Annotated in this window: 17 protein-coding genes; 10 read left to right on the top strand and 7 right to left on the bottom strand. The window is 56.3% G+C overall.

Annotated elements, in window-relative coordinates:
• Positions 1–62: 62 nt before the first annotated feature.
• From OHL21_RS22055 to OHL21_RS22035, 5 genes are all read right to left on the bottom strand, one after another.
• The gene (locus OHL21_RS22055; RefSeq protein ID WP_263419463.1) at positions 63–1,085 is read right to left on the bottom strand and encodes a YncE family protein; all 1,023 of its coding nucleotides are present in this window, start codon (positions 1,083–1,085) and stop codon (positions 63–65) included.
• A 34-nt stretch (positions 1,086–1,119) separates the two neighbouring features.
• Positions 1,120–2,277, bottom strand: a complete 1,158-nt coding sequence (gene chrA, locus OHL21_RS22050) for a chromate efflux transporter (protein ID WP_263419462.1) — start codon at positions 2,275–2,277, stop codon at positions 1,120–1,122.
• Between the two features lie 5 nt (positions 2,278–2,282).
• A complete protein-coding gene (locus OHL21_RS22045; protein WP_263419461.1) occupies positions 2,283–3,188 on the bottom strand; it encodes a DUF1259 domain-containing protein in 906 nt (301 codons plus the stop codon).
• Positions 3,189–3,286: 98 nt separating this feature from the next.
• A complete protein-coding gene (locus OHL21_RS22040) occupies positions 3,287–4,207 on the bottom strand; it encodes a chromate resistance protein ChrB domain-containing protein (RefSeq protein ID WP_317890000.1) in 921 nt (306 codons plus the stop codon).
• A 251-nt stretch (positions 4,208–4,458) separates the two neighbouring features.
• Positions 4,459–5,202: an RNA polymerase sigma factor gene (locus OHL21_RS22035; RefSeq protein WP_263419459.1), complete on the bottom strand. Its 744-nt coding sequence runs from the start codon at positions 5,200–5,202 to the stop codon at positions 4,459–4,461.
• A 146-nt stretch (positions 5,203–5,348) separates the two neighbouring features.
• Here OHL21_RS22035 and OHL21_RS22030 point away from each other — a divergent pair, with 146 nt between their 5' ends.
• The 7 genes from OHL21_RS22030 (at position 5,349) to pdxA (ending at position 13,350) form a co-directional block, all read left to right on the top strand.
• Entirely contained in the window at positions 5,349–5,879 is a 531-nt protein-coding gene (locus OHL21_RS22030) for a DUF4142 domain-containing protein (RefSeq protein WP_263419458.1), read from the top strand.
• Between the two features lie 9 nt (positions 5,880–5,888).
• Positions 5,889–6,254, top strand: coding sequence for a cupredoxin domain-containing protein (locus OHL21_RS22025; protein ID WP_263419457.1), 366 nt, complete (start codon positions 5,889–5,891; stop codon positions 6,252–6,254).
• Positions 6,255–6,646: 392 nt separating this feature from the next.
• Positions 6,647–7,642, top strand: coding sequence for a nucleoside hydrolase (locus OHL21_RS22020; RefSeq protein WP_263419456.1), 996 nt, complete (start codon positions 6,647–6,649; stop codon positions 7,640–7,642).
• A gap of 76 nt (positions 7,643–7,718) precedes the next feature.
• Positions 7,719–9,203 carry a hypothetical protein gene (locus OHL21_RS22015; RefSeq protein WP_263419455.1) on the top strand — a complete coding sequence of 495 codons (1,485 nt, stop codon included), beginning with the start codon at positions 7,719–7,721 and terminating at the stop codon, positions 9,201–9,203.
• Positions 9,200–10,981 carry a multicopper oxidase family protein gene (locus tag OHL21_RS22010; RefSeq protein WP_263419454.1) on the top strand — a complete coding sequence of 594 codons (1,782 nt, stop codon included), beginning with the start codon at positions 9,200–9,202 and terminating at the stop codon, positions 10,979–10,981. Before OHL21_RS22015 ends, OHL21_RS22010 begins: the two co-directional genes overlap by 4 nt.
• A gap of 289 nt (positions 10,982–11,270) precedes the next feature.
• Positions 11,271–12,281 (top strand): 2-keto-3-deoxygluconate permease, encoded by a 1,011-nt coding sequence (locus OHL21_RS22005; RefSeq protein WP_263419453.1) that lies wholly within the window; start codon positions 11,271–11,273, stop codon positions 12,279–12,281.
• Positions 12,282–12,342: 61 nt separating this feature from the next.
• Positions 12,343–13,350, top strand: coding sequence for a 4-hydroxythreonine-4-phosphate dehydrogenase PdxA (gene pdxA / locus OHL21_RS22000; protein ID WP_263419452.1), 1,008 nt, complete (start codon positions 12,343–12,345; stop codon positions 13,348–13,350).
• 22 nt (positions 13,351–13,372) lie between these two features.
• Here the strand turns inward: pdxA and OHL21_RS21995 are convergent, their stop codons facing one another.
• The gene (locus OHL21_RS21995) at positions 13,373–15,172 is read right to left on the bottom strand and encodes a MutS-related protein (RefSeq protein WP_263419451.1); all 1,800 of its coding nucleotides are present in this window, start codon (positions 15,170–15,172) and stop codon (positions 13,373–13,375) included.
• A 161-nt stretch (positions 15,173–15,333) separates the two neighbouring features.
• Here OHL21_RS21995 and OHL21_RS21990 point away from each other — a divergent pair, with 161 nt between their 5' ends.
• From OHL21_RS21990 to OHL21_RS21980, 3 genes are read left to right on the top strand one after another with little or no spacing between them, the layout of a single operon-like run.
• On the top strand, positions 15,334–15,696 hold the full coding sequence (locus OHL21_RS21990; RefSeq protein WP_263419450.1) for a GntR family transcriptional regulator: 363 nt from the start codon (positions 15,334–15,336) through the stop codon (positions 15,694–15,696).
• Positions 15,693–16,556: an ABC transporter ATP-binding protein gene (locus OHL21_RS21985; protein ID WP_263419449.1), complete on the top strand. Its 864-nt coding sequence runs from the start codon at positions 15,693–15,695 to the stop codon at positions 16,554–16,556. Before OHL21_RS21990 ends, OHL21_RS21985 begins: the two co-directional genes overlap by 4 nt.
• Positions 16,553–17,479: an ABC transporter permease gene (locus tag OHL21_RS21980; RefSeq protein ID WP_263419448.1), complete on the top strand. Its 927-nt coding sequence runs from the start codon at positions 16,553–16,555 to the stop codon at positions 17,477–17,479. The genes OHL21_RS21985 and OHL21_RS21980 overlap by 4 nt, the downstream gene beginning before the upstream one ends.
• A gap of 126 nt (positions 17,480–17,605) precedes the next feature.
• Here OHL21_RS21980 and OHL21_RS21975 read toward each other — a convergent pair whose 3' ends face one another.
• Positions 17,606–18,370: a 3-hydroxyacyl-CoA dehydrogenase gene (locus tag OHL21_RS21975; RefSeq protein ID WP_263419447.1), complete on the bottom strand. Its 765-nt coding sequence runs from the start codon at positions 18,368–18,370 to the stop codon at positions 17,606–17,608.
• Between the last annotated feature and the right edge of the window lie 98 nt (positions 18,371–18,468).

Raw genomic sequence — 18,468 nt, 5'->3', positions numbered from 1 at the left:
CAGCGTACCGATGCTGCGATCTCCGGCAAGAGATGATACGGGTAGGTGCTCTTTGCATGCTCCTATGGGACAGGGGCATACACCCGGATCTCGGCGGTTTGCGATCCTTGCTTGCGGACTGCGAGATAGAGCCGGTCCAATTCTGGGGAATAGAGTCCGGTCCGTGCGCCACTCACGGTTTTCACGCGGCCCAGTTCTTCGTAATGATCCGGATCTTTCTGATGGAATACTGAAATTTCGCCATCCCCTCCAATTACGTAGATCCGGTGACGGCGCTGGTCCAGGAAAACGTCGTCGCAGTCCCCGACAACCGAGAGGCTTGCAATCCTTTCGCCATGGTCGCTGTCAAGGACGATCAAGCGTGCCGGAAATCGCGTCACTACGAAGAGCCGGTGGTTCGCTTCATCCAGAGCCATGGGATAGTTGGCGAGCGGACCTCCTGTTCCCCAGGAACCCAGTACTGACCTCGATTTGCGATCGACGACGGCGATCTTTCGGGAACGCGGAAGGTTGACGAAGATCCGTGACCCACCTTTCTCAAGCTGGAACGATTCCGGATGAGCACCAAGCGGAATATCTGCGAGTTTGGAGCCATTCTGGTCGAATTCGCCCAGTGCTCCGGAGCCGTAACCGACCCAGATATGCCCACTCTCTAAGTCATAGCGAAGATTGTCAGCATCGTCTCCGTAGGAGATCGAACTGAGCGGCTTCCAGGATGCCCCATCGAATGCCCGTACCGATCCATCTTTGCCGTTAGCGACGAAGACCCTGTTCGTTGCAGGAACGAAGGTGACACCCTGAGGCTCGGCTAATCCAGTGATCGTATGAAGCCTCTTCTTCTCTCGGAGATCGATGACCTCCAGAGAGTTATTTCCCAAAGCCGCGACAAACAGACGGTGGCCCTGGAGATCGATAGCAAGATGATCGATGCGTCCCTGGACATCCGCAATTGGAATCGTGGACTCGAGCCGCAGGAGCTCGCTCGCATTTGTCTGCGCGGCAGAGGTCTGGAAGGTCGAAAGCAGGAGCACAGACAGGCCGCCGGCAATCCGTGCCACCGTTGCTTTTCTCTTGTTAGCGTTCATGACACAACCTCCGTCGGTTGCCCGATGCATTCGGCTAGCGAAAGATCAATATTCCAATAAGCCCTGCAGTGATCACCACCAAGGGTTCTGGAAGCTTCCACTTCCACAGAATGCCGTAGGTTGCACAGGCAATTACAATCCCGAGATAGCTCGTCACCGACTGCCGCGCAATGACGACGATTGCACCGGCGATAGCGCCAGTGGCGGCCGCTGTAACGCCTCTCACAAAAGAACGCAGGACCGTATTCGCCGATAGCCTGCGGTAGATGGGCGCAAACAGGATCACAGCCAGATATACCGGAAGAAATACTCCAAGTGCGGCGAGAACCGCACCCGCCAGGCCGTCTGCGAGATAACCGATAAAGGCTACCGTAATGACAACCGGACCAGGTGTGATCATGGCGACCGCAATTGCATCCAGAAATTGTTGCTCGGTCAGCCAGTGATGGACTTCCACGACACCTCCATGCAGGAACGGGATAATCGCGAGACCACTGCCGAAGACAAAGAGGCTTGATTTGACGAAGTAACCGAGAACCTCCCAATGTCTACCGGCGGGAATAGAGACCAGGCCTCCGATGAGAGGAATAACCGCCAAGCTCTGGGAGCGACGTGGCCAGTTGTGAACTGCAACCGAAACGACCCCGGCGACGAGGACCAGCCATACTATCTCACGTCCTGTGAAAGCCGTGGTGACGGCAAGAGTCGCGGCGATGACCCAAAGCAGTCGCTCTTTCTTGAGCGTCGTCTTCGCCAGCTTCGTCACAGAACGCACGATGATTGCGACCACAGCGGCGCCGACCCCATGAAAGGCGGCCTGCATCCAGGGCAGGCCATCGAACCGGATGTAGAGCAGCGAGATTCCGAGCACCATCAGGAAGGAAGGCGTGATAAACGCTGCTCCGACAAGGCTCGCTCCCAGAAATCCGGCTCGTACATATCCCAGGTACATGGCCAGTTGTGCAGCCAGTGGTCCAGGTAAAAGCTGGGATAATGCCAGGCCTTCCAAATAGTCCTGTTGTTGGATGCCGTAACGTTCGCCGACCAGGTCGCGCTCCATGCGGCCTGCAAGAGCGATCGGTCCACCAAAACCTGCGGTCCCGAGCCGCAGGAAGTACAAAACGAACTTTGAAAGCGATTGAACGTCAGTACTTTGTTCTTCTGTACTTTCTGCTTGCGTGCTCGGGACCATAAGGTTCATCTCCTGGTGCGTTGGGAATTTGTTACATCGAGTGCAGCCTTAAGGCCCTGCGCGAGCGTAGTCGCATCAGCATTGGCCCAGAAATGCATGAAGTAAAGGTGGGGCTCATCGAACAGCATGTGATTGTGCATCGCGGTCACTTCGATCCCGTGAGTTCGCAGAGCCCTTATCACAGGGTTCACTTCTTCTTTCAGAAGGACAAAATCTCCCGAGATCGCGGCTTTGCCTCCGCCCGTCGGTTGAAAGTTGATGGCAGTCGCGGTCCCCATTGCCGGAGGGATATCCATACCGTTATCTGAGATCTTCTCGGCCCTTGGAATGTTGAATTGGAGTATGCCACCGTTGACTTTGCCTGCCACGCCAATGGATTGCTCGATCGTTTTCGTATCAAGCTCGATGGAGGGAGCAGAGGCGGATGCGGGACTCGCCGGTGCAGCTGCCGGGGTCTTTGTCAGAGCGAGCGCGGCATTCAGCGCGGTGGCAAGTTTGACCGGATCGCCGTGTCCGGAAATGTGCATGTAGACGATATGGGGAGTCTCGCCCAGAAGATGATTATGGATTGAGGTCTGCTCGATTCCGTCCTGTTGTAGCTTGAGCATGACGGGTTCAATCTCATCTTCCGTAAGCACGAGATCTCCCATCACCATTGCTTCACTTCCCATCATCTTGAAAGCTGCCCACGATCCCAATGCGAGTCCCGGGGCGACTGTTGTGCCATCCTTTGTCACTTTCAAATCGCGCCGGGGCATTGAGTATTTGTAGACATCACCCGGTTGCATTTGCCCCGTACGTCCTCCCAGTGCTGCATCTACGGCTTTCCAGTGGTCGGCCGGCGGTTGCGCCAGGAGCGGGGTACAAAGACATGCGATAGAGAAGACGACGTTGCGAGTGGTTTTCTTCATGGCTCCTTCTTTCCGGTTTGCGACTATGTCTCGCGCGAATCTTTCATGCGCGCCTTGAGCAGAAAAACGAGTTGTACGTCAGTAACTCCCTTGAAGAGTTATGTGACGTGGTACATGGCCTCGATCAGGTCTGCGCCGCGCCTGAGAAGCTCTTCATCGGAAAGCCCTTGCTTCGCCCAGCCTTTGAGGACCTGGTTGATGGCGATGCCTTCTTGCCGGCCAAATTTAGGCTCTTCGAAGTCCGCATCATGAATGGCCTGCCCGATCCGCAATACGGCTTTGTCGCGAATCCCAAAGCGCATGCAGAGAACTTCAAATGTGCAGAGCTCGCCTTCATGAGCGAATCCATGTCCCTGAAACATGTCGAACGGAATTGCTTTCGGGTGCGCCGCCGGATCAGGGCCAAAGATAAAACGAGCCTTTGGATCGATGAATCGCTTGATAAGCCACGCTGAGGAGACACGGTCGATGCCTGGACGTGGCCTGGTCATCCATGTCTTAGACTGAAAATCTGTCACGGAAAGTTTTCCGGAACTGAAGCGCTTCGTTTGCGGCCGCTCCAATAGATCGATCGCTTTCTCTGTATCTCCCTGCAGCGAAGACTGGAAGAAATCAATCTCTCGAATCTCTTCGAAGCGCCGCTTCAGACGAGCGAGCTGCGCCGCGGAGACCTGGCCTTTGCCTCCGGCTTCTTTGATATCCCCAAGTAATGCTTCATAGTCTTTGTTGCGATCGTCCCGGAAGCTTTGCACCAGCTCTTCCTGGCTTGGGTCATCAATCGCACTGACCTGAAGCACCGAAACCTCGCCTTCGATTGCACGGATGCTGGTTGCCAGCCAGGCGAATCGCTCCTGATTCTCGGGTGTGTCGGGCAACAGATATCCTGAGTTGCGCATAGATACCGCTCCTGTCGCTTGGAGTTTTCGCCAAACCCCGACGCGCTCGCTCGCCTTCTTCCCAGGCAGGTAGAAGATCAGCAGCAGCCAGCTTCCTTCTTTTGGCAATTGTTTCCTGGCCATCTTGATCCCACATTCACTCATTCAGCGCAACCGCGTTTTTCTCGCGCATTTCCGCGGCGCTTTGCTAAATCGATGATATGAACATATCATCGATTAGTTAGGATGTATCATTGTCGGTGAAAGTGTCAACTCGCCGTTGATTTGAGTGCAACGGGATTTGCCGTGAGGAACGCAGAAAAGGAGATGCTGCCGCGAAAGGGTACTGGGCTTATCTAGTAGTCGTATCCAGTAGTCGTCTCCAGGGCTGAGATCTATGCTCGTTTGCGGGAGATCCTTTGCCATAAGGACATGATCTTTCCGGTCTGCTCTGGCATGGGTGGGTCGGACAATGGAATGCCGATGCGCTCGAAGACGCCGGCGACAACGCGATTGCAACGTGGGGCGTGGAACAGGAAGGCGTGGCGAGTCTCATGCAGGACGTGTGTAGAGAGCCATTCACGTAGCAGGGTGCGCGCGCGGTGCAGGCGAACCTTTACGTTCTCCTCGCTGATGCCCAGTGCCTCGGCTGTTTCTAAAGTACTCATTCCTTCGACATCGCGCAGCATCAAGACGGCGCGGCTGCTCTGAGGTAACTTTTCTACGAGAGATTCCAGCAGGCGTGCTGTCTCTGCATGTGCGGCGGCTTCTTCAGGGGTGAGACCGGGTGCGGTTAATTGGTCCATATTGTCTCCGTCGTCATCGAGATCATCGAAGCGGCGAGCGCTACGCAGGCGTCCGAGAGCTTCATTGACAGCAATCCGGGTCAGCCAGGCTCCGAAGGCTGCGCGTCCGCTATATTGCCGCAGATGCTCATAAGCGTGGACATATGCGGCCTGCAGAATATCTTCGGCCACGGCGTCGTTCCGTGTGATGGCTCTTGCCGCCCGGTAAAGCCGCTGGTTGTAGCGGCGCATGATGACCTCGAACAGCGCCTTTTCTCCGGCAAGTACGCGGGCAACAATCTCTTCGTCACTGATGGGCTCTGAAAATAACGGCGCCGCGGCGGAACGCCCCATGCACACACCTCTTCACACAAATGATGGACCAGAAGCTGAAAGGTTACACCTTCTGCTGAAGATTAATTTGGGACCGCCGCTGTAACCAATCCACGGGTCGTGACTCATTCGTTTAGAAGCACTACTGGAATGAGGAGAGATTCACAATGAGAGTACGCGGTTTGATTGTTTTGGTACTAGCTACGGCCGTAATTGCCCTGCACCCTGCGGCCATTGGGCAAGCACCGGCTCCTACCGATCCGCAGATCGTCGGCATTGTCCTGGCGGCGAATCAGATCGATATCGATGCCGGGAAGGCTGCCGTCGCGAAGGCGCATGATCCTCAGGTCAAAGCCTTTGCACAACAGATGATTACCGATCACTCCGCCTTGCAGCATTCGGTGATGGAGCTCGGTGCGAAGCTGCACGTAACGCCCGCGGCGAGTGCGACGGCGGATTCCTTGAAGAGCGATGCGGCCAAGACCGCTACGCATCTTCGCAGCCTGAGCGGAGCGGCTTATGACAAGGCCTATATCGACAACGAGGTGGCCTATCATCAGGCGGTGATCGACGCTGTGACCAAGGTTCTGATCCCGAATGCAAAGAATGCGGAACTGAAAGATGCATTGAATGGAGCGGCTCCAGCCTTTGTTGGTCACTTACAACATGCAAAAACGATCCAGTCTTCGCTTCACTGAGAAGGGGCGATGATGACCCGCTTAGTATTAAGCCGTTTCATACTATCTCTGCTGCTCCCGGCGGGTTTGTGGAGCGGCACCTTCGGAGCGAAAGGTGGAGGTCTGAAATCCGCGGCGGGATCGGCATTGCCGTCTCACATTACGATTGCGAACTTCCAATTCCAGCCCATCTCGCTTACCGTTCATACCGGCGACACGGTCATTTGGGAGAACAGGGATATTGTTCCCCATACGGTGACGGATAGCAGGGGAGCGTTCGATTCAGGCTCGATCGCTCCGGGAAGTTCGTGGAACCTCAAGACAACTGCGGCGGGAACTTATCAGTACGTGTGTACGTTGCACCCCAACATGAAGGCCACACTGATTGTTAAGTAGCAGGAGGGCAGGCGACGTATGGGTACGAGCAACATGCGTCGTCCGCCTCCTATGTTTTATGTATCCCATATCAGTCGGCTCCACTCGACGAAGCCGGTGTGGGCCGATGGTCATTCGAAGAGAGTAGGAGTTTCAGCACATATTGGCAGCGCAGCAACGTTGGCCTTCAGTCAAGTGCTTGAAGTCGAGCGCAACATCGGCGCCGCTCCAAGGTCAACCCCCGCAGTCAGTAAGATGGGGTGTCCCGATTTACACTTGACAAGATTTTTTGCAAAGGTAATAGTCATCCATGTTCATCAAGAAACAGACGTTCACGTTGTAGAAATTCTTAATTTTCTGTCTTATCCCCTGTCCTGTGTTCCGAGCTGAGTAATTTCAAAGGAACTAGGAAGATGAGAATTTTGAAAGGCGCTATTACTTCGGAGAAGCGCACTCCGGTCGTTTTTCTTCATGATGCGGCCATTGATGAATTTATTTCGTCGATGTTGCTGACTGTGATGCCGGGCATCGATCTGCTTGGCATTATCGTGATCAATGCAGACTGCATTGCCGACCCGGCGATGCATGCATCGTCCCGATTAATGCAGTTTATGAATCGCACCGGTATTCCGGTGGCGTTGAGCCGCGCGCGCGGATGGAATGCCTTTCCGTGGTCCTATCGCAGAGACTGCGTTTCCTTCAACGAGCTCCCCAGCCTGGAGCCATACAAGCCGCATGTTCCGACACCACCTCCTGATGGAGAGGCATTGTTGGCGAAGCTGCTGCATGAAGCCGTTGAACAGCATGCTCCGCTGACTCTGCTGATGACCGGACCCATGACACCACTGGTGGATGTTCTGGGGAAGAACCCACTGCTGGCCGCCGGCATCGACCGGATGATCTGGATGGGCGGAGCAATTGATGTTGAAGGCAATCTCGATCCCAAGACGATAGGCAAGGTAGTCGCGAACAAGCATGCTGAATGGAATGCCTTCTGGGACCCATATGCTGTTCACGATGTATTCAATTCCTTTGGCAGCATCCAGATGTTTCCGCTGGATATCAGTAATTCAGCTCCGGTGAGCGATGATTTTCGGAACGCACTCCAAGAGCAGGGAAAAAGGTATCGATACTCACAGCTTGCGTACGAGGCATACAACCTGGTCAAACAAGAGCAGTTTTACCGGTTGTGGGATGTAACCGCAACCTGCTGGTTGACGCGCCCCGACCTCTACACTCCCGCGACACCGATGTCCTTAACGATTCAGCAATGGGGTTTTGAACAGGGCTGGATTCATAAACCGCTCAGCCCCGGGACGGAGAAAACCCAGGACGTCTTCTTCAGCTTCTCGAACATTCAAGGCTTCTACCAGTACGTTTTAGAACTGTTAGCCACCGACGGCAATTAGATCAAAGACCAGAACTGCCGCAGGTGGAACGCACCCCCGTGTCCATTTATGGGCGAACTTGCGCACTACAGGAGCAATGATGAAATCGATACGAACTATTCTTTCGGCCTTGATGACCCTCGCGGTCATGGCGCCGCTTTGGGGGCAGGCCCCGGTAAAACCGGACTCCGCGGCGGCGGCTGCATTTCGGGATGCGGTTGTGCCCGCACCGAAAAAGCCAACCACACCCGTCTTCAAGCTCAGCCATGACTATCCTCGCAGCGTGCCCGATACCTGCCCGGAGTGTGCGTGGCTGAACATCAACGTGAACTTTGGCACGAAATTCCCTCCGCAGAAGGTGGAGTCGCCGCAGTGGCATGGCCAGCACTGGGATGAGTACATTCAGGCCATTCTCGATTATGTAAAGCAGGGACAGGACCCCCAGTTGTCGAACGAAGTGGGCTGGAACACGAACGTCAACGGAAAGACTCGCTGGTTCAACGTACCGTGGATGGCCTATGACCCGACCGCCGGCCGCGAGTATGTGCATGGCACCACCAACGAGCGCACAGCAACACTGGGCGAGTTCATGAAGGCTCCAGGCGGCGGACCCCATGTCCAGTTCTTCATGGCCGGCATGACAGACGCCTGCAAAACCGAATATCCGTGGGGCTTTGAGTCATGGTCAGTAGGTTATTACAACGAGTACGGCGGCTATGCGCTTGGCCGCACCGTGCCACCCAGCGGTGTGCCGCAGGTGGGAGAGTACCTTGGCAGCGCGATACCGGCGGGGCTGCCATTCCCGAAAGGAACGGTGGTCGTGAAGGTGCTTACGTCGAATGTGCCGGTAGATTGCGTGCCTTTCCTGCATGGCTCGCCGGAGTGGATGGTGGACCGCCACAAGTACACGAAGGCCAAAGGCTATGAGTGTGACCGCGAAGTACAACCTGACCATGTTGTTCAGGTAGATGTGGCAGTGGTCGATCCTCGCTCGCCGTCGCGCTGGGTCTATGGCACCTTTGCCTACGACGGTGATACGCCCGGCAGCACCTTCTGGGACCACCTTGTTCCTGTTGGTCTCCAGTGGGGGTCTGATCCATGGACCTTCCCGGCAGTTCCGGAGTCTGCCAGCCTGCCGCTGCAGCAGAGCGTGATCAATACAGACATCAGTACCTTCCAGCATCTGGGCTGCAAGGACCGTCTTGCGGGACCAGTCGATAATCCGCAATCGTCATGCACCTCATGCCATGCCAGCGCATATGCCGCACCCAAGGGAGCGCCCAGTGTCATGGGAGCAAATGCACCGCCGAGCTTTGGCTTCGATGGTATGTGCCAATCCTACTCGCTGGAGAATGCCGCGTACTTCCAGAACCAGACCTTCCCGCAGCGCTTTCCGGGGGGACAGTACAGCGATGCATTCTCTCTGGATACCTCGCTGCAACTCGCGGTGGCCTTTACGCAGTATGGCTACTTCAACACGGACCATGCGCCGTTAGCCTGCACCGATCCCAACCAGATGAAGCCTGCGCAGCAGAAGGTGGAGACGCTCCTGAAGATGCGGAAGAAGGTGGTGACGAAATGAAGAATGTATCCCGGCGTAACTTTATGGCACTGGCAGCAGGAGCTGCAGCCAGTGCTGCTGCCCCGAAGGGAAACGCGCAGCAACATCCGGCAGAACACCACATGTCCATGCCTATGGAGGAAGCGGCTCCACTGCCGCTGCAGGCAAACGAAGAGCACTTCGTGCCCGATTACACGCTCGAAGTGAAGTGGAAGCTGATGACCATTGATGGTCATCGGGTGAAGGTCCGCGCCTACAATGACACGATCCCCGGACCGCCGATTATTGCCAAACCAGGCACTACATTGAAAGTCCGTGTTAAGAACAGACTGACGCCCTATGACTCGAAGGACTGGGGCGGCGACATGAACGTACCCCACATGCTGGACCATACCAACCTGCATCTGCATGGATTGGACATTGCGCCGCATATCTTTGAGCCTTTAGGCACCAGTGATGTGACCGCTCCGATGATTTCGATCGGTCCGGGAGAGTACAAGGACTATCCTTTTGTCATTCCCCACGACCAGTCACCGGGCCTGAACTGGTACCACCCGCACGCTCACGGTTCCACCGCGGTGCAGGCTGTCTCCGGCATGGCCGGCGGCATTGTTGTTCCCGGTGCGATCGATGAAGTGCCTGAGATCAAGGCGGCAGCGGACCACCTCCTTGTGGTGCAGGACATCGGTCTTTTCAAGACCGATGAGCCGCACGCCGACTACAGCGAGAGCTTTGAGCCGAAGCAGAATGCCATCTGGCAGACCTTTGCCAAAGACAAGTCCGAGTCGGTGACGATCGATGGAAAGCCAACCAATCCTCCACAGAGCTGTGGCTTCACCACCGGCGACTACCATCTGCGCTTTTACATGGTGAATGGAGCACCGTTCTTCAGGGAAGAGCACAACTTTGAGAAGCCGACGTCTCCAAAACATAAGCAGTTGGAGGCGCCGGTCTTTAAAATGCGCCCCGGCGAAGTGGCGCGTTTCCGCATGTTGAATGGCTGTTCTGACCTGATGATGCCGGTTCAAGTGGAAGAGCACACAATGTACCTGCTGGCCATCGATGGCAACAACTTCGATCACCCCTGGCCAAAAGAGTACGTCAACAATGCTTCGCAGGTTGTTCTTGCACCCGCCAACCGTGCGGAGTTCCTGATCAAGGCGTGCGACACGCCCGGCAAGTACAAGATCCTCCAACTCGCCCAGAGTGCGCAGTTCCTGGAAGCTGTGCAGAAGACCATCGCCGTGATTGAAGTAGAAGGTGAACCGATGGACATGAAGATTCCTCGTGATCTTCCGCCGCTCACTCGCGATAAGCCCATTCGCCCGGATGAGATTGTGCGTAAGCGCAGGTTCATCTTCAGCGGACGCTTTCCTGGCGAAAAGAATCCAGTGGTCGGTATCGACTTCATGATCAATAACCAGCTCTATGACGAGTTTGCGGTGCCTACGACCGTATATCGCGGTACCTGTGAAGAGTGGACGATCGAAGTTCCGGACTCGGCGCGCGGAGGCACGGAAGGTCATCCCTTCCATATCCATGTGAACAACTTCGAGGTTGTCTCCCAAGCGGGCATAGAGCCTCCGCATCGCCTCGTTCAGGACACCATCTGGGTAGCACAGGATACAGCGACCGTCATCCGGATGCGCTTCCAGGAGTGGATAGGAAAATCCGTCTTCCACTGCCACATTCTTCCGCACGAAGACACCGGTATGATGCAGAACTTCCTCATTCTGCCCGAACATCCGAAGCACCACCATCAGCGCACGATCGAGTCGCTCGGAGAGAAAAATGGCTAAAGAGCGCTCCTATTCAGAAGACGTGGGCAGTGATTGACGCTGCCTTCCATTCATAAGCGGGCACGCATACTGCCGCCGACAAGAATGGCTGGATGCCTTATGGCATCCAGCCATTTTCTTTTCGGATCATAAACGGGAGTGTGCGAGGTTCAGTAGCACCTCTCAGGAGCTCCGAAAATAGTAGGATTGATCTGATTTTTTCCCGACGTTCTCTTTGCGCCTTACGAACCTTATGCCACGAAGAATGCTCTAGGAAGATCGAAATATCAAAGAACCAGAGGCATCAAGGATGCAGATCAAACGAGCAATCGAAAGAGTGCCCGGTGGCATGATGGTTGTCCCGCTCCTGTGCGGTGCGACTCTCGCTACGTTCGCTCCGCATGCAGCCCCGTTCTTTGGATCTTTCACCAATGCTCTGTATACCGGAGCTCTGCCGATCCTCGCCGTCTTCTATGTCTGTATGGGAGCGCGCATCTCGGTCGGCGCCCTGCCGCAGTTGCTGAAGAAGGGCGGGGCGTTGATGGCCACAAAGGTGGCGCTCGGGTTTATTGCCAGCTTTGTCCTTGGGCATCTTATTGGCATTGACCCCGTTCGCACCGGATGGTTTGCAGGGCTATCCACGCTTGCCGTCGTCGCTGCCATCAACGATACCAATGGCGGCCTTTACATGGCGCTGATGGAGCAGTACGGTCAGCCGGCCGACACGGCAGCATATACCGTGATGACGCTTGAGTCCGGCCCGTTCCTTACGATGGTCTCGCTTGGTGTGGCCGGCCTGGCAGCCTTCCCCTGGCAGACGATGGTAGGAGCGATTCTGCCTCTGGCGGTAGGGATGCTTCTTGGAAACCTCGATCACGAGATGCGGCAGTTCCTCTCACAGGGCGTCTCGGTTCTTATCCCATTCTTCGCATTTGCTATCGGATGCACGCTTGATCTGCACCGCGTCGCGACTGCCGGCTTGCTCGGTCTCGCTCTTGGTGTAGCTTTAGTATTTGTCAGCGCCGTCTGCCTTATAGGCGCGGATCGCCTCATCGGCGGCGACGGCACCGCAGGAATTGCGGCAGCAACTACGGCAGGGAATGCCGCGGCGGTGCCGATGCTGGTTGCGGTTGCTAACCCCAGGTATGCGCCCGCAGCGGCATCCGCCACCGTGCTCGTCGCCTGCTGCGTGATCGTAAGCAGCCTATTGGTTCCTCCACTCACGGCTTTGTGGAAGACACACATGGCTCGTCCCGAGGAGAAGCCTCTGTTATCGGAGGAAGATCCGATAGTTGCGGAAACGTCTGATTCCAACCGATGATCTTATAGGTGCAGCAGCCGTTCATCGGGAGCGGCGGCCATGCCGCAGTAAGGAAGAACTCATGACCCCAATCATTGCCATCACCATGGGAGACGCAGCGGGTGTCGGACCCGAGGTTATCGTCAAGGCCCTCATGCACAGAGAGGTCTACGAGCGCTGCCGGCCGCTCGTCATTGGGGATGCCCGCCGAATTGGCCAAGCCGCTGAGATCGTCCAGGCAAAGCTCACCATTCATCCATTGAGCGGAGAGCGCCTCTCAGATGCCAGGTTTACTCCTGGGGTCATCAACTGCATTGACCTTGCCCTGATTCCTGAGGATCTTCCATGGGGCAAGATATCTCCGATCGCCGGAGATGCGGCTTACCGTTATCTCAAAGTTGCCGCCAGACTTGCGATGAACGGCAGCATCCAGGCCATCTGCACTGCTCCCCTTAATAAGGAAGCCCTTCATGCAGGCGGCCATTTCTTTCCCGGACATACCGAGCTGCTCGCATCGCTGACCGGTGCGGGGGAAGTCTCGATGATGCTCTCGACTCCGAAGCTGCGGGTCGTGCACGTCACAACTCACATCGGTCTTATCGACGCCATCGAGAAGATCGATGCCGCTTTGGTTGAGCGAACGATCATCCGCGCCCATGCGGCACTTGAGCGCGCCGGGATCAAAAATCCCCGCATCGGCGTGTGCGGCATCAATCCTCACGCCGGCGAGAACGGACTCTTCGGGCGTGGAGAAGAAGGCGAAAAGATCGTTCCTGCTGTGGAGGCGTGCAGGCGCAAAGGATGGGATGTAAAGGGGCCGCTTCCGGCAGACACCCTGTTCTTTCTGGCTCAGCGCGGCGACTTCGATATGGTGGTCGCGATGTATCACGATCAGGGGCATGGGCCGGTAAAAGTCCTGGGGCTCGAATCCGGGGTAAACATCACTCTCGGGCTTCCGGTGATTCGTACGTCCGTCGATCATGGGACGGCGTTCGATATCGCAGGAACTGGCCACGCCGATGAGCGCAGTTTGCTTGAAGCAATCAATCAGGCGATTCAATTAGCAACAGTCGGCATCCAGGCTGGTTGAAATGCGGAGGGCCTGGTTTGTTTTATACCTTCAAACCAATAAGGCGCATCAGCTCCACGCCGTTGCTCTTGGTGACGACTCCTTCGTGCAGGCGGAAGTCGAACTGCATCTTCCCGTCCACGATTGCATCCTGAAAATGCATGTTTCGCAGCGTTCCATCTTCATGATCCATATGGGTGAGCGAAAGATCATGGGTCGTCAGAATCCCGATGGCGCCGGCCTGGACCAGTTCACGCATCACTCCTTCCGCACCGATGCGGCGATCCTTCGAGTTAGTTCCTTGCAGTAGCTCATCCAGAAGGAAAAGCACCGGTGGGCCTGGCTGCTGCGCAACACTGCATATCGCCTGAAGCTTTTCAATCTCGGCATAAAACCGTGAGGCGCCGCGCTCGAGAGAGTCATTAACCAGCAGACTTGCGCCAATGCGGAGAAGGGTTAATTGCATCTGCTTTGCCCGAACCGGGGCGCCGCATAAGGCCAACACTGTGTTGATGCCTACCGTACGCATCAACGTGCTCTTTCCAGACATGTTGGAACCGCTGACCAGCAGTACTCTGGCGGGGTTGCCGATTTCCACGTTGTTCCGGACGCACTTTGCCGCAGGAATGAGCGGATGGCCGAGATCTTGGGCATGGAAGCTTCCGGGTCCATCGACAAAGGTGGGAAACGGGTCTTCAGGATGCTCATAGCTGTAAGCCGCCAATGAGAGCAGCGCCTCCATCTCCCCGAGGCTATTCAGCCAGGAGGCAAGCTCATGCCCATTCCGTTCGCGCCAGGCATGAATCGCGAAAGCAACCTGCACCGTGTACATCAGGGGCAGGTCGAACAGCTTAACGAATGGATTTGCCAGCGCCTCCAGATAGTCGACGATCTTTCCCAACTGAGCAATCGCTTCAGAGGCGGCGAGCGGCTGTGAGAAAAGCTGCTTTTGGATGCTCTGAAGGTGAGTCCCTTCAAAAGGCTGCTTCTCTATTTCGTGCAACAGCGCAGCAACCAGTTTCAAATTCTGGAAGGCCTTATCGGCGCCATCCAGCGTCTGTGCTATCTGAAGTTTCAGATAGCGTACGAGGCACCACTGTACTACCAGTACTGCGAACAGGGGACCAACGAATCCATGCGTGAGCCAGAAGGCCGCCGCGCCAATCGCCAGGAGTGTGAGCGCCGCGGCGAGCCAGCGAAGCCAGATACTGGCGAATGCCTGGGTGGCTGCTCCCCATTGTTTCAGCGGTTCGGGCCATACCCCGATAGAAATAGCTTCACCCGTGATGGCCATCTGTTCTCTGAAATCCAGTTGACCTCGAAGCTCGGAGACCGCGTTCTGCCTTTGATAGACCGTCTCCAGTGAGGGCACATGAAGCAGCCAATCCAGCAGGCACTCTTCGCCCATGCGGGTTCGCGCCAGGCAGAGCAGCTCGAACAGGCTTCCTTTTCCGACAATATCCAGGTCCCTGGCGTAGAGACTGGACGCAATCTCCTGTTCCGGAAGCAGGCGTTCCGTGGTTCGCGGCCAGCGGTCTTCTATCCGTGCCAGCCCGTTGCTGTAAAACTCCACCGCTCGACGTTCGTCTGCCTGCCGGCGCAGGACACGTGTGTGATAAACCGCGACCGCGATAAATAACAGCACCGGTATGCCCGGAAGCCAGAAGGATTGAGAAAAGTGGTTGCGCGATAACCAGGCGAGAACTACGGTAGCGGCGATCAGGAGTAGCTTCAGATACCCGAGGGCAATATGCCTGGACTCATGTCTCTCGACCTGCTGCTCACGCAAATGCTGCCGACTCGTGTATTCCTCAACTGGAGACCAGGGAGACGAAGCTGCCATCTGCCTATTATCTGCCTGTAGCATTTGGCGTCCCGCAGTCCGGATCCCCACGTGACCGCGCGACATCACCTGAAAAAAATTTCTTGCGTTACGGAACCTCGTTGTAGTGTTATACGTAACTAAAACAGTGCACCGGCTCTTCGGTGCCACAAAGGGGACTCATGGATCAGGTTTGGGATGACGGTCAGCCCATTTATCTCCAGCTACGCGACCGCATTGTGGCCATGTTTCTGGATGGCACGCTGCGCGAGGGGGACCCGCTGCCCTCGGTGCGGAACATCGCCGCAGAGTACAGAATCAATCCCCTGACGGTCCTGAAGGGCTATCAGGAGCTGGTCGACAGCGGTCTGGTGGAGAAGCGCCGAGGGCTGGGGATGTATATGTTGCCCGGAGCACGCGACCTGCTGTTGCAAGCCGAACGCCAGCGATTTTTGACCACGCAGTGGCCTAAGGTCGTAGCGACCATCCGTCGTCTGGGCCTTCGTCCTGAAGAGCTTTTGAAAACATTGAAGGAGGCGCAATGACTGCCTGCATTGAAGCGCAAGGACTCCGCAAAACCTACGGATCGACCACTGCTCTTAGTGGTGTAGATCTCCACGTCGAAGAAGGCCGTATCGTCGGCCTGATCGGGCCCAATGGGGCCGGGAAGAGTACAACGCTCGACGCCATTCTGGGGCTGATCGCTTATGAAGGCTCCCTTCAGGTGCTGGGGCTGAACCCCTGGACGCAGCGCGAGACGTTGATGCAGCAGGTCGCCTTTATCGCCGACGTAGCTGTACTGCCGCGCTGGCTCCGCGTGAATCAGGCGCTGGACTATATGGAAGGCATTCATCCGCGCTTTGACCGGGCCAAGGCAGAGGCGTTTCTGGCGAAGACCTCCATTCCGCCAAAGGCTCGTGTGAAGACGCTCTCCAAGGGCATGACAGCGCAACTGCACCTGGCGCTGGTGATGGCCATCGATGCCAAACTGCTGGTGCTGGATGAGCCGACGCTTGGCCTTGACATCCTCTACCGCAGGCAGTTCTACGATTCGCTGTTGAACGATTACTTCGACCATCGCCGCACGATCCTGGTGACGACACACCAGGTGGAAGAGGTGCAGCACATCCTGACCGACGTGCTCTTCATCCAGCGCGGCAAGATTACCTTCTCCTCCAGCATGGAGGCGTTCGAGACGCGCTATGCCGAAGTGATGGTCCGGCCGGAGGACCTGAGTGCCGCTCGCGCACTGAAACCGGTCTCGGAGCGGCAGCTCTTTGGCCGCAGCGTTCTGCTCTTCGACGGGCTTGACCCGGGGAAAGCAGCAGCACTGGGTGAAGTCCGCACCCCAAGCCTTGCCGATGTATTCGTTGCCATGATGACACCCCAGGGAGGGATCCAATGACCAGCGCCGAAACCCTTGCTATGCCTTCTGTCGAGACAACAAAGACAGTAAACGCACCGCGTCCCTTCTACTGGTCTATCCGCCGCGAGCTCTGGGAGCATCGCTCGATTCTGTTTGCTCCCGCCTCTGTGGCGGCTGCGATCATTGCCGTCGCGATTGTTCGCATCAACTATTTCGCGGGCCTCATATCGAAAGAAAACCTGAGGTCTAATGGGAGCGGAAGTATTCAGGATCTTGCCATCGGCATGTTCCTGGTTACCGCCGGTCTTGTCATCATTACCGCTACTCTGACGGGCATTTTCTATTCGCTCGACGCGCTGTTAGGCGAGCGTCGCGATCGCAGTGCTCTCTTTTGGAAGTCGCTACCTGTGTCGGACAGTACGACGGTGCTTTCGAAAGCAATTATTCCCGTGGCGGTCTTACCGGCAGTGGCATTTGCCGTCACTGTCCTTATGCATATCCTGATGCTGCTGATTCTCTCGGTCGCTTTATTATTCCTCCGACAGCCGCTGAGCAGCTTATGGAGCCAGCTTCCGTTCTTTCAGATTCAGGTCTTCGTGCTCTATGTCATCGTGACCTGCACGCTGTGGTATGCCCCCATCTATGGCTGGCTGCTGCTGGTCTCAAGCATCAGCCGCCGGGCAGCGCTGGTCTGGGCAGTGCTTCCTTTCGTGGTGGCTGTCGGCTTGGAGCGCTTCGCCTTCAAAAGCCAATATGTCGCCTTTTGGTTGCTGCACCGTCTCGTTGGAGGCTTGCAGGCAGCTTTCTACTACGTCACGCAGCAGCAGCATGGTACGGTAGGCCTGAAAGATGCCACGCCGGGCTTCTATCTGGCGTCCGCGGGACTCTGGACGGGGCTTGTAGCGTTTGTGATCTTCGTCTTCCTCTGCATCCGGATCCGCCGCTTCCAGGGGCCAATCTAGGGAGTATCAATAAATTCGGATTGGTAGACATTCGGTTGCCCTACCCTTCGCGATTTCATCGAGAAAGGTAGGGTGTAGCGTGGGCGTATCGCGCTTCGCGCGATATTTACCAAGCAGTAGCCGTTATTATTTCGCTTGCATGCGCAAGGCGCCGTCCAACCGGATGGTTTCTCCGTTGATCATGATCTGCTCAAAAACGGAGCAAACGAGTTGTGCAAACTCTTCCGGCCTTCCCAGCCGAGGAGGAAAGGGAACCGTCTGTGCCAAGGAGTCCTGTACTTCCTGGGAAAAGCCCCTCATCATCGGCGTAAGGAAAAGCCCGGGAGCGATGGCCACTACCCTGATTCCGCTGCGTGCAAGTTCCCGTGCTGCCGGCAATGTCAGCCCCACAACCCCAGCCTTCGATGCTGCATATGCTGTCTGTCCGATCTGCCCCTCGAACGCAGCGACCGAGGCGGTATTCACAATGACGCCCCGTTCTCCATCGGCAGTGGGAGCATTTTGAGACATCGCGGCCGCCGCCAGGCGCAGCATATTGAATGTGCCAATCAGATTGACTGTAATGACCTTGCTGAAGTTAGGAAGCGAATGAGGGCCGTTCTTTCCGACCACACGCTCACCCGGTGCAATCCCTGCACAATTCACCAGCCCGTGTAATGCGCCAAACCTTCGTTGAGCCTCCTGAACGGCGTTCAGTCCATCGTCTTCGCTGGTCACATCGGTAGGTACGTAGACGGCAGCCTTTCCCAGTTCCTGAGCCAGAACCTCGCCTGCGGGACTCACATCCGCGAGCACTACAGATCCTCCGCGGCTCACCAGCTCGCGCGCCGTCGCAGCTCCAAGGCCCGAAGCAGAACCGGTGACAAGAAATGTTCTTCCCGCAATCTCCACGCTCGTTCCCTCGACGTTTCCTGTTTGATGACATCCTTACAGCAGACGCTATAAACTGCAAACCACTTCGCGCGGAATGGCGAGACCCAACTTAGTGA

Origin of the sequence: Terriglobus albidus, from assembly GCF_025685425.1 — a bacterium.
Lineage (GTDB): Bacteria > Acidobacteriota > Terriglobia > Terriglobales > Acidobacteriaceae > Terriglobus > Terriglobus albidus.
The sequence above is the reverse complement of the archived record's forward strand: the minus strand, read 5'-3'. Positions and strand labels throughout refer to the sequence as shown.

Coding starts and splice junctions, on each gene's coding strand:
- chrA (WP_263419462.1), bottom strand. CDS start 2,277: ATGGTCCCGAGCACGCAAGCAGAAAGTACAGAAGAACAAAGTACTGAC.
- pdxA (WP_263419452.1), top strand. CDS start 12,343: ATGACCCCAATCATTGCCATCACCATGGGAGACGCAGCGGGTGTCGGA.
- OHL21_RS22015 (WP_263419455.1), top strand. CDS start 7,719: ATGATGAAATCGATACGAACTATTCTTTCGGCCTTGATGACCCTCGCG.
- OHL21_RS21985 (WP_263419449.1), top strand. CDS start 15,693: ATGACTGCCTGCATTGAAGCGCAAGGACTCCGCAAAACCTACGGATCG.
- OHL21_RS22025 (WP_263419457.1), top strand. CDS start 5,889: ATGATGACCCGCTTAGTATTAAGCCGTTTCATACTATCTCTGCTGCTC.
- OHL21_RS22035 (WP_263419459.1), bottom strand. CDS start 5,202: ATGGGGCGTTCCGCCGCGGCGCCGTTATTTTCAGAGCCCATCAGTGAC.
- OHL21_RS22030 (WP_263419458.1), top strand. CDS start 5,349: ATGAGAGTACGCGGTTTGATTGTTTTGGTACTAGCTACGGCCGTAATT.
- OHL21_RS21980 (WP_263419448.1), top strand. CDS start 16,553: ATGACCAGCGCCGAAACCCTTGCTATGCCTTCTGTCGAGACAACAAAG.
- OHL21_RS21995 (WP_263419451.1), bottom strand. CDS start 15,172: ATGGCAGCTTCGTCTCCCTGGTCTCCAGTTGAGGAATACACGAGTCGG.
- OHL21_RS22055 (WP_263419463.1), bottom strand. CDS start 1,085: ATGAACGCTAACAAGAGAAAAGCAACGGTGGCACGGATTGCCGGCGGC.
- OHL21_RS22045 (WP_263419461.1), bottom strand. CDS start 3,188: ATGAAGAAAACCACTCGCAACGTCGTCTTCTCTATCGCATGTCTTTGT.
- OHL21_RS22005 (WP_263419453.1), top strand. CDS start 11,271: ATGCAGATCAAACGAGCAATCGAAAGAGTGCCCGGTGGCATGATGGTT.
- OHL21_RS21990 (WP_263419450.1), top strand. CDS start 15,334: ATGGATCAGGTTTGGGATGACGGTCAGCCCATTTATCTCCAGCTACGC.
- OHL21_RS22020 (WP_263419456.1), top strand. CDS start 6,647: ATGAGAATTTTGAAAGGCGCTATTACTTCGGAGAAGCGCACTCCGGTC.
- OHL21_RS22040 (WP_317890000.1), bottom strand. CDS start 4,207: ATGGCCAGGAAACAATTGCCAAAAGAAGGAAGCTGGCTGCTGCTGATC.
- OHL21_RS22010 (WP_263419454.1), top strand. CDS start 9,200: ATGAAGAATGTATCCCGGCGTAACTTTATGGCACTGGCAGCAGGAGCT.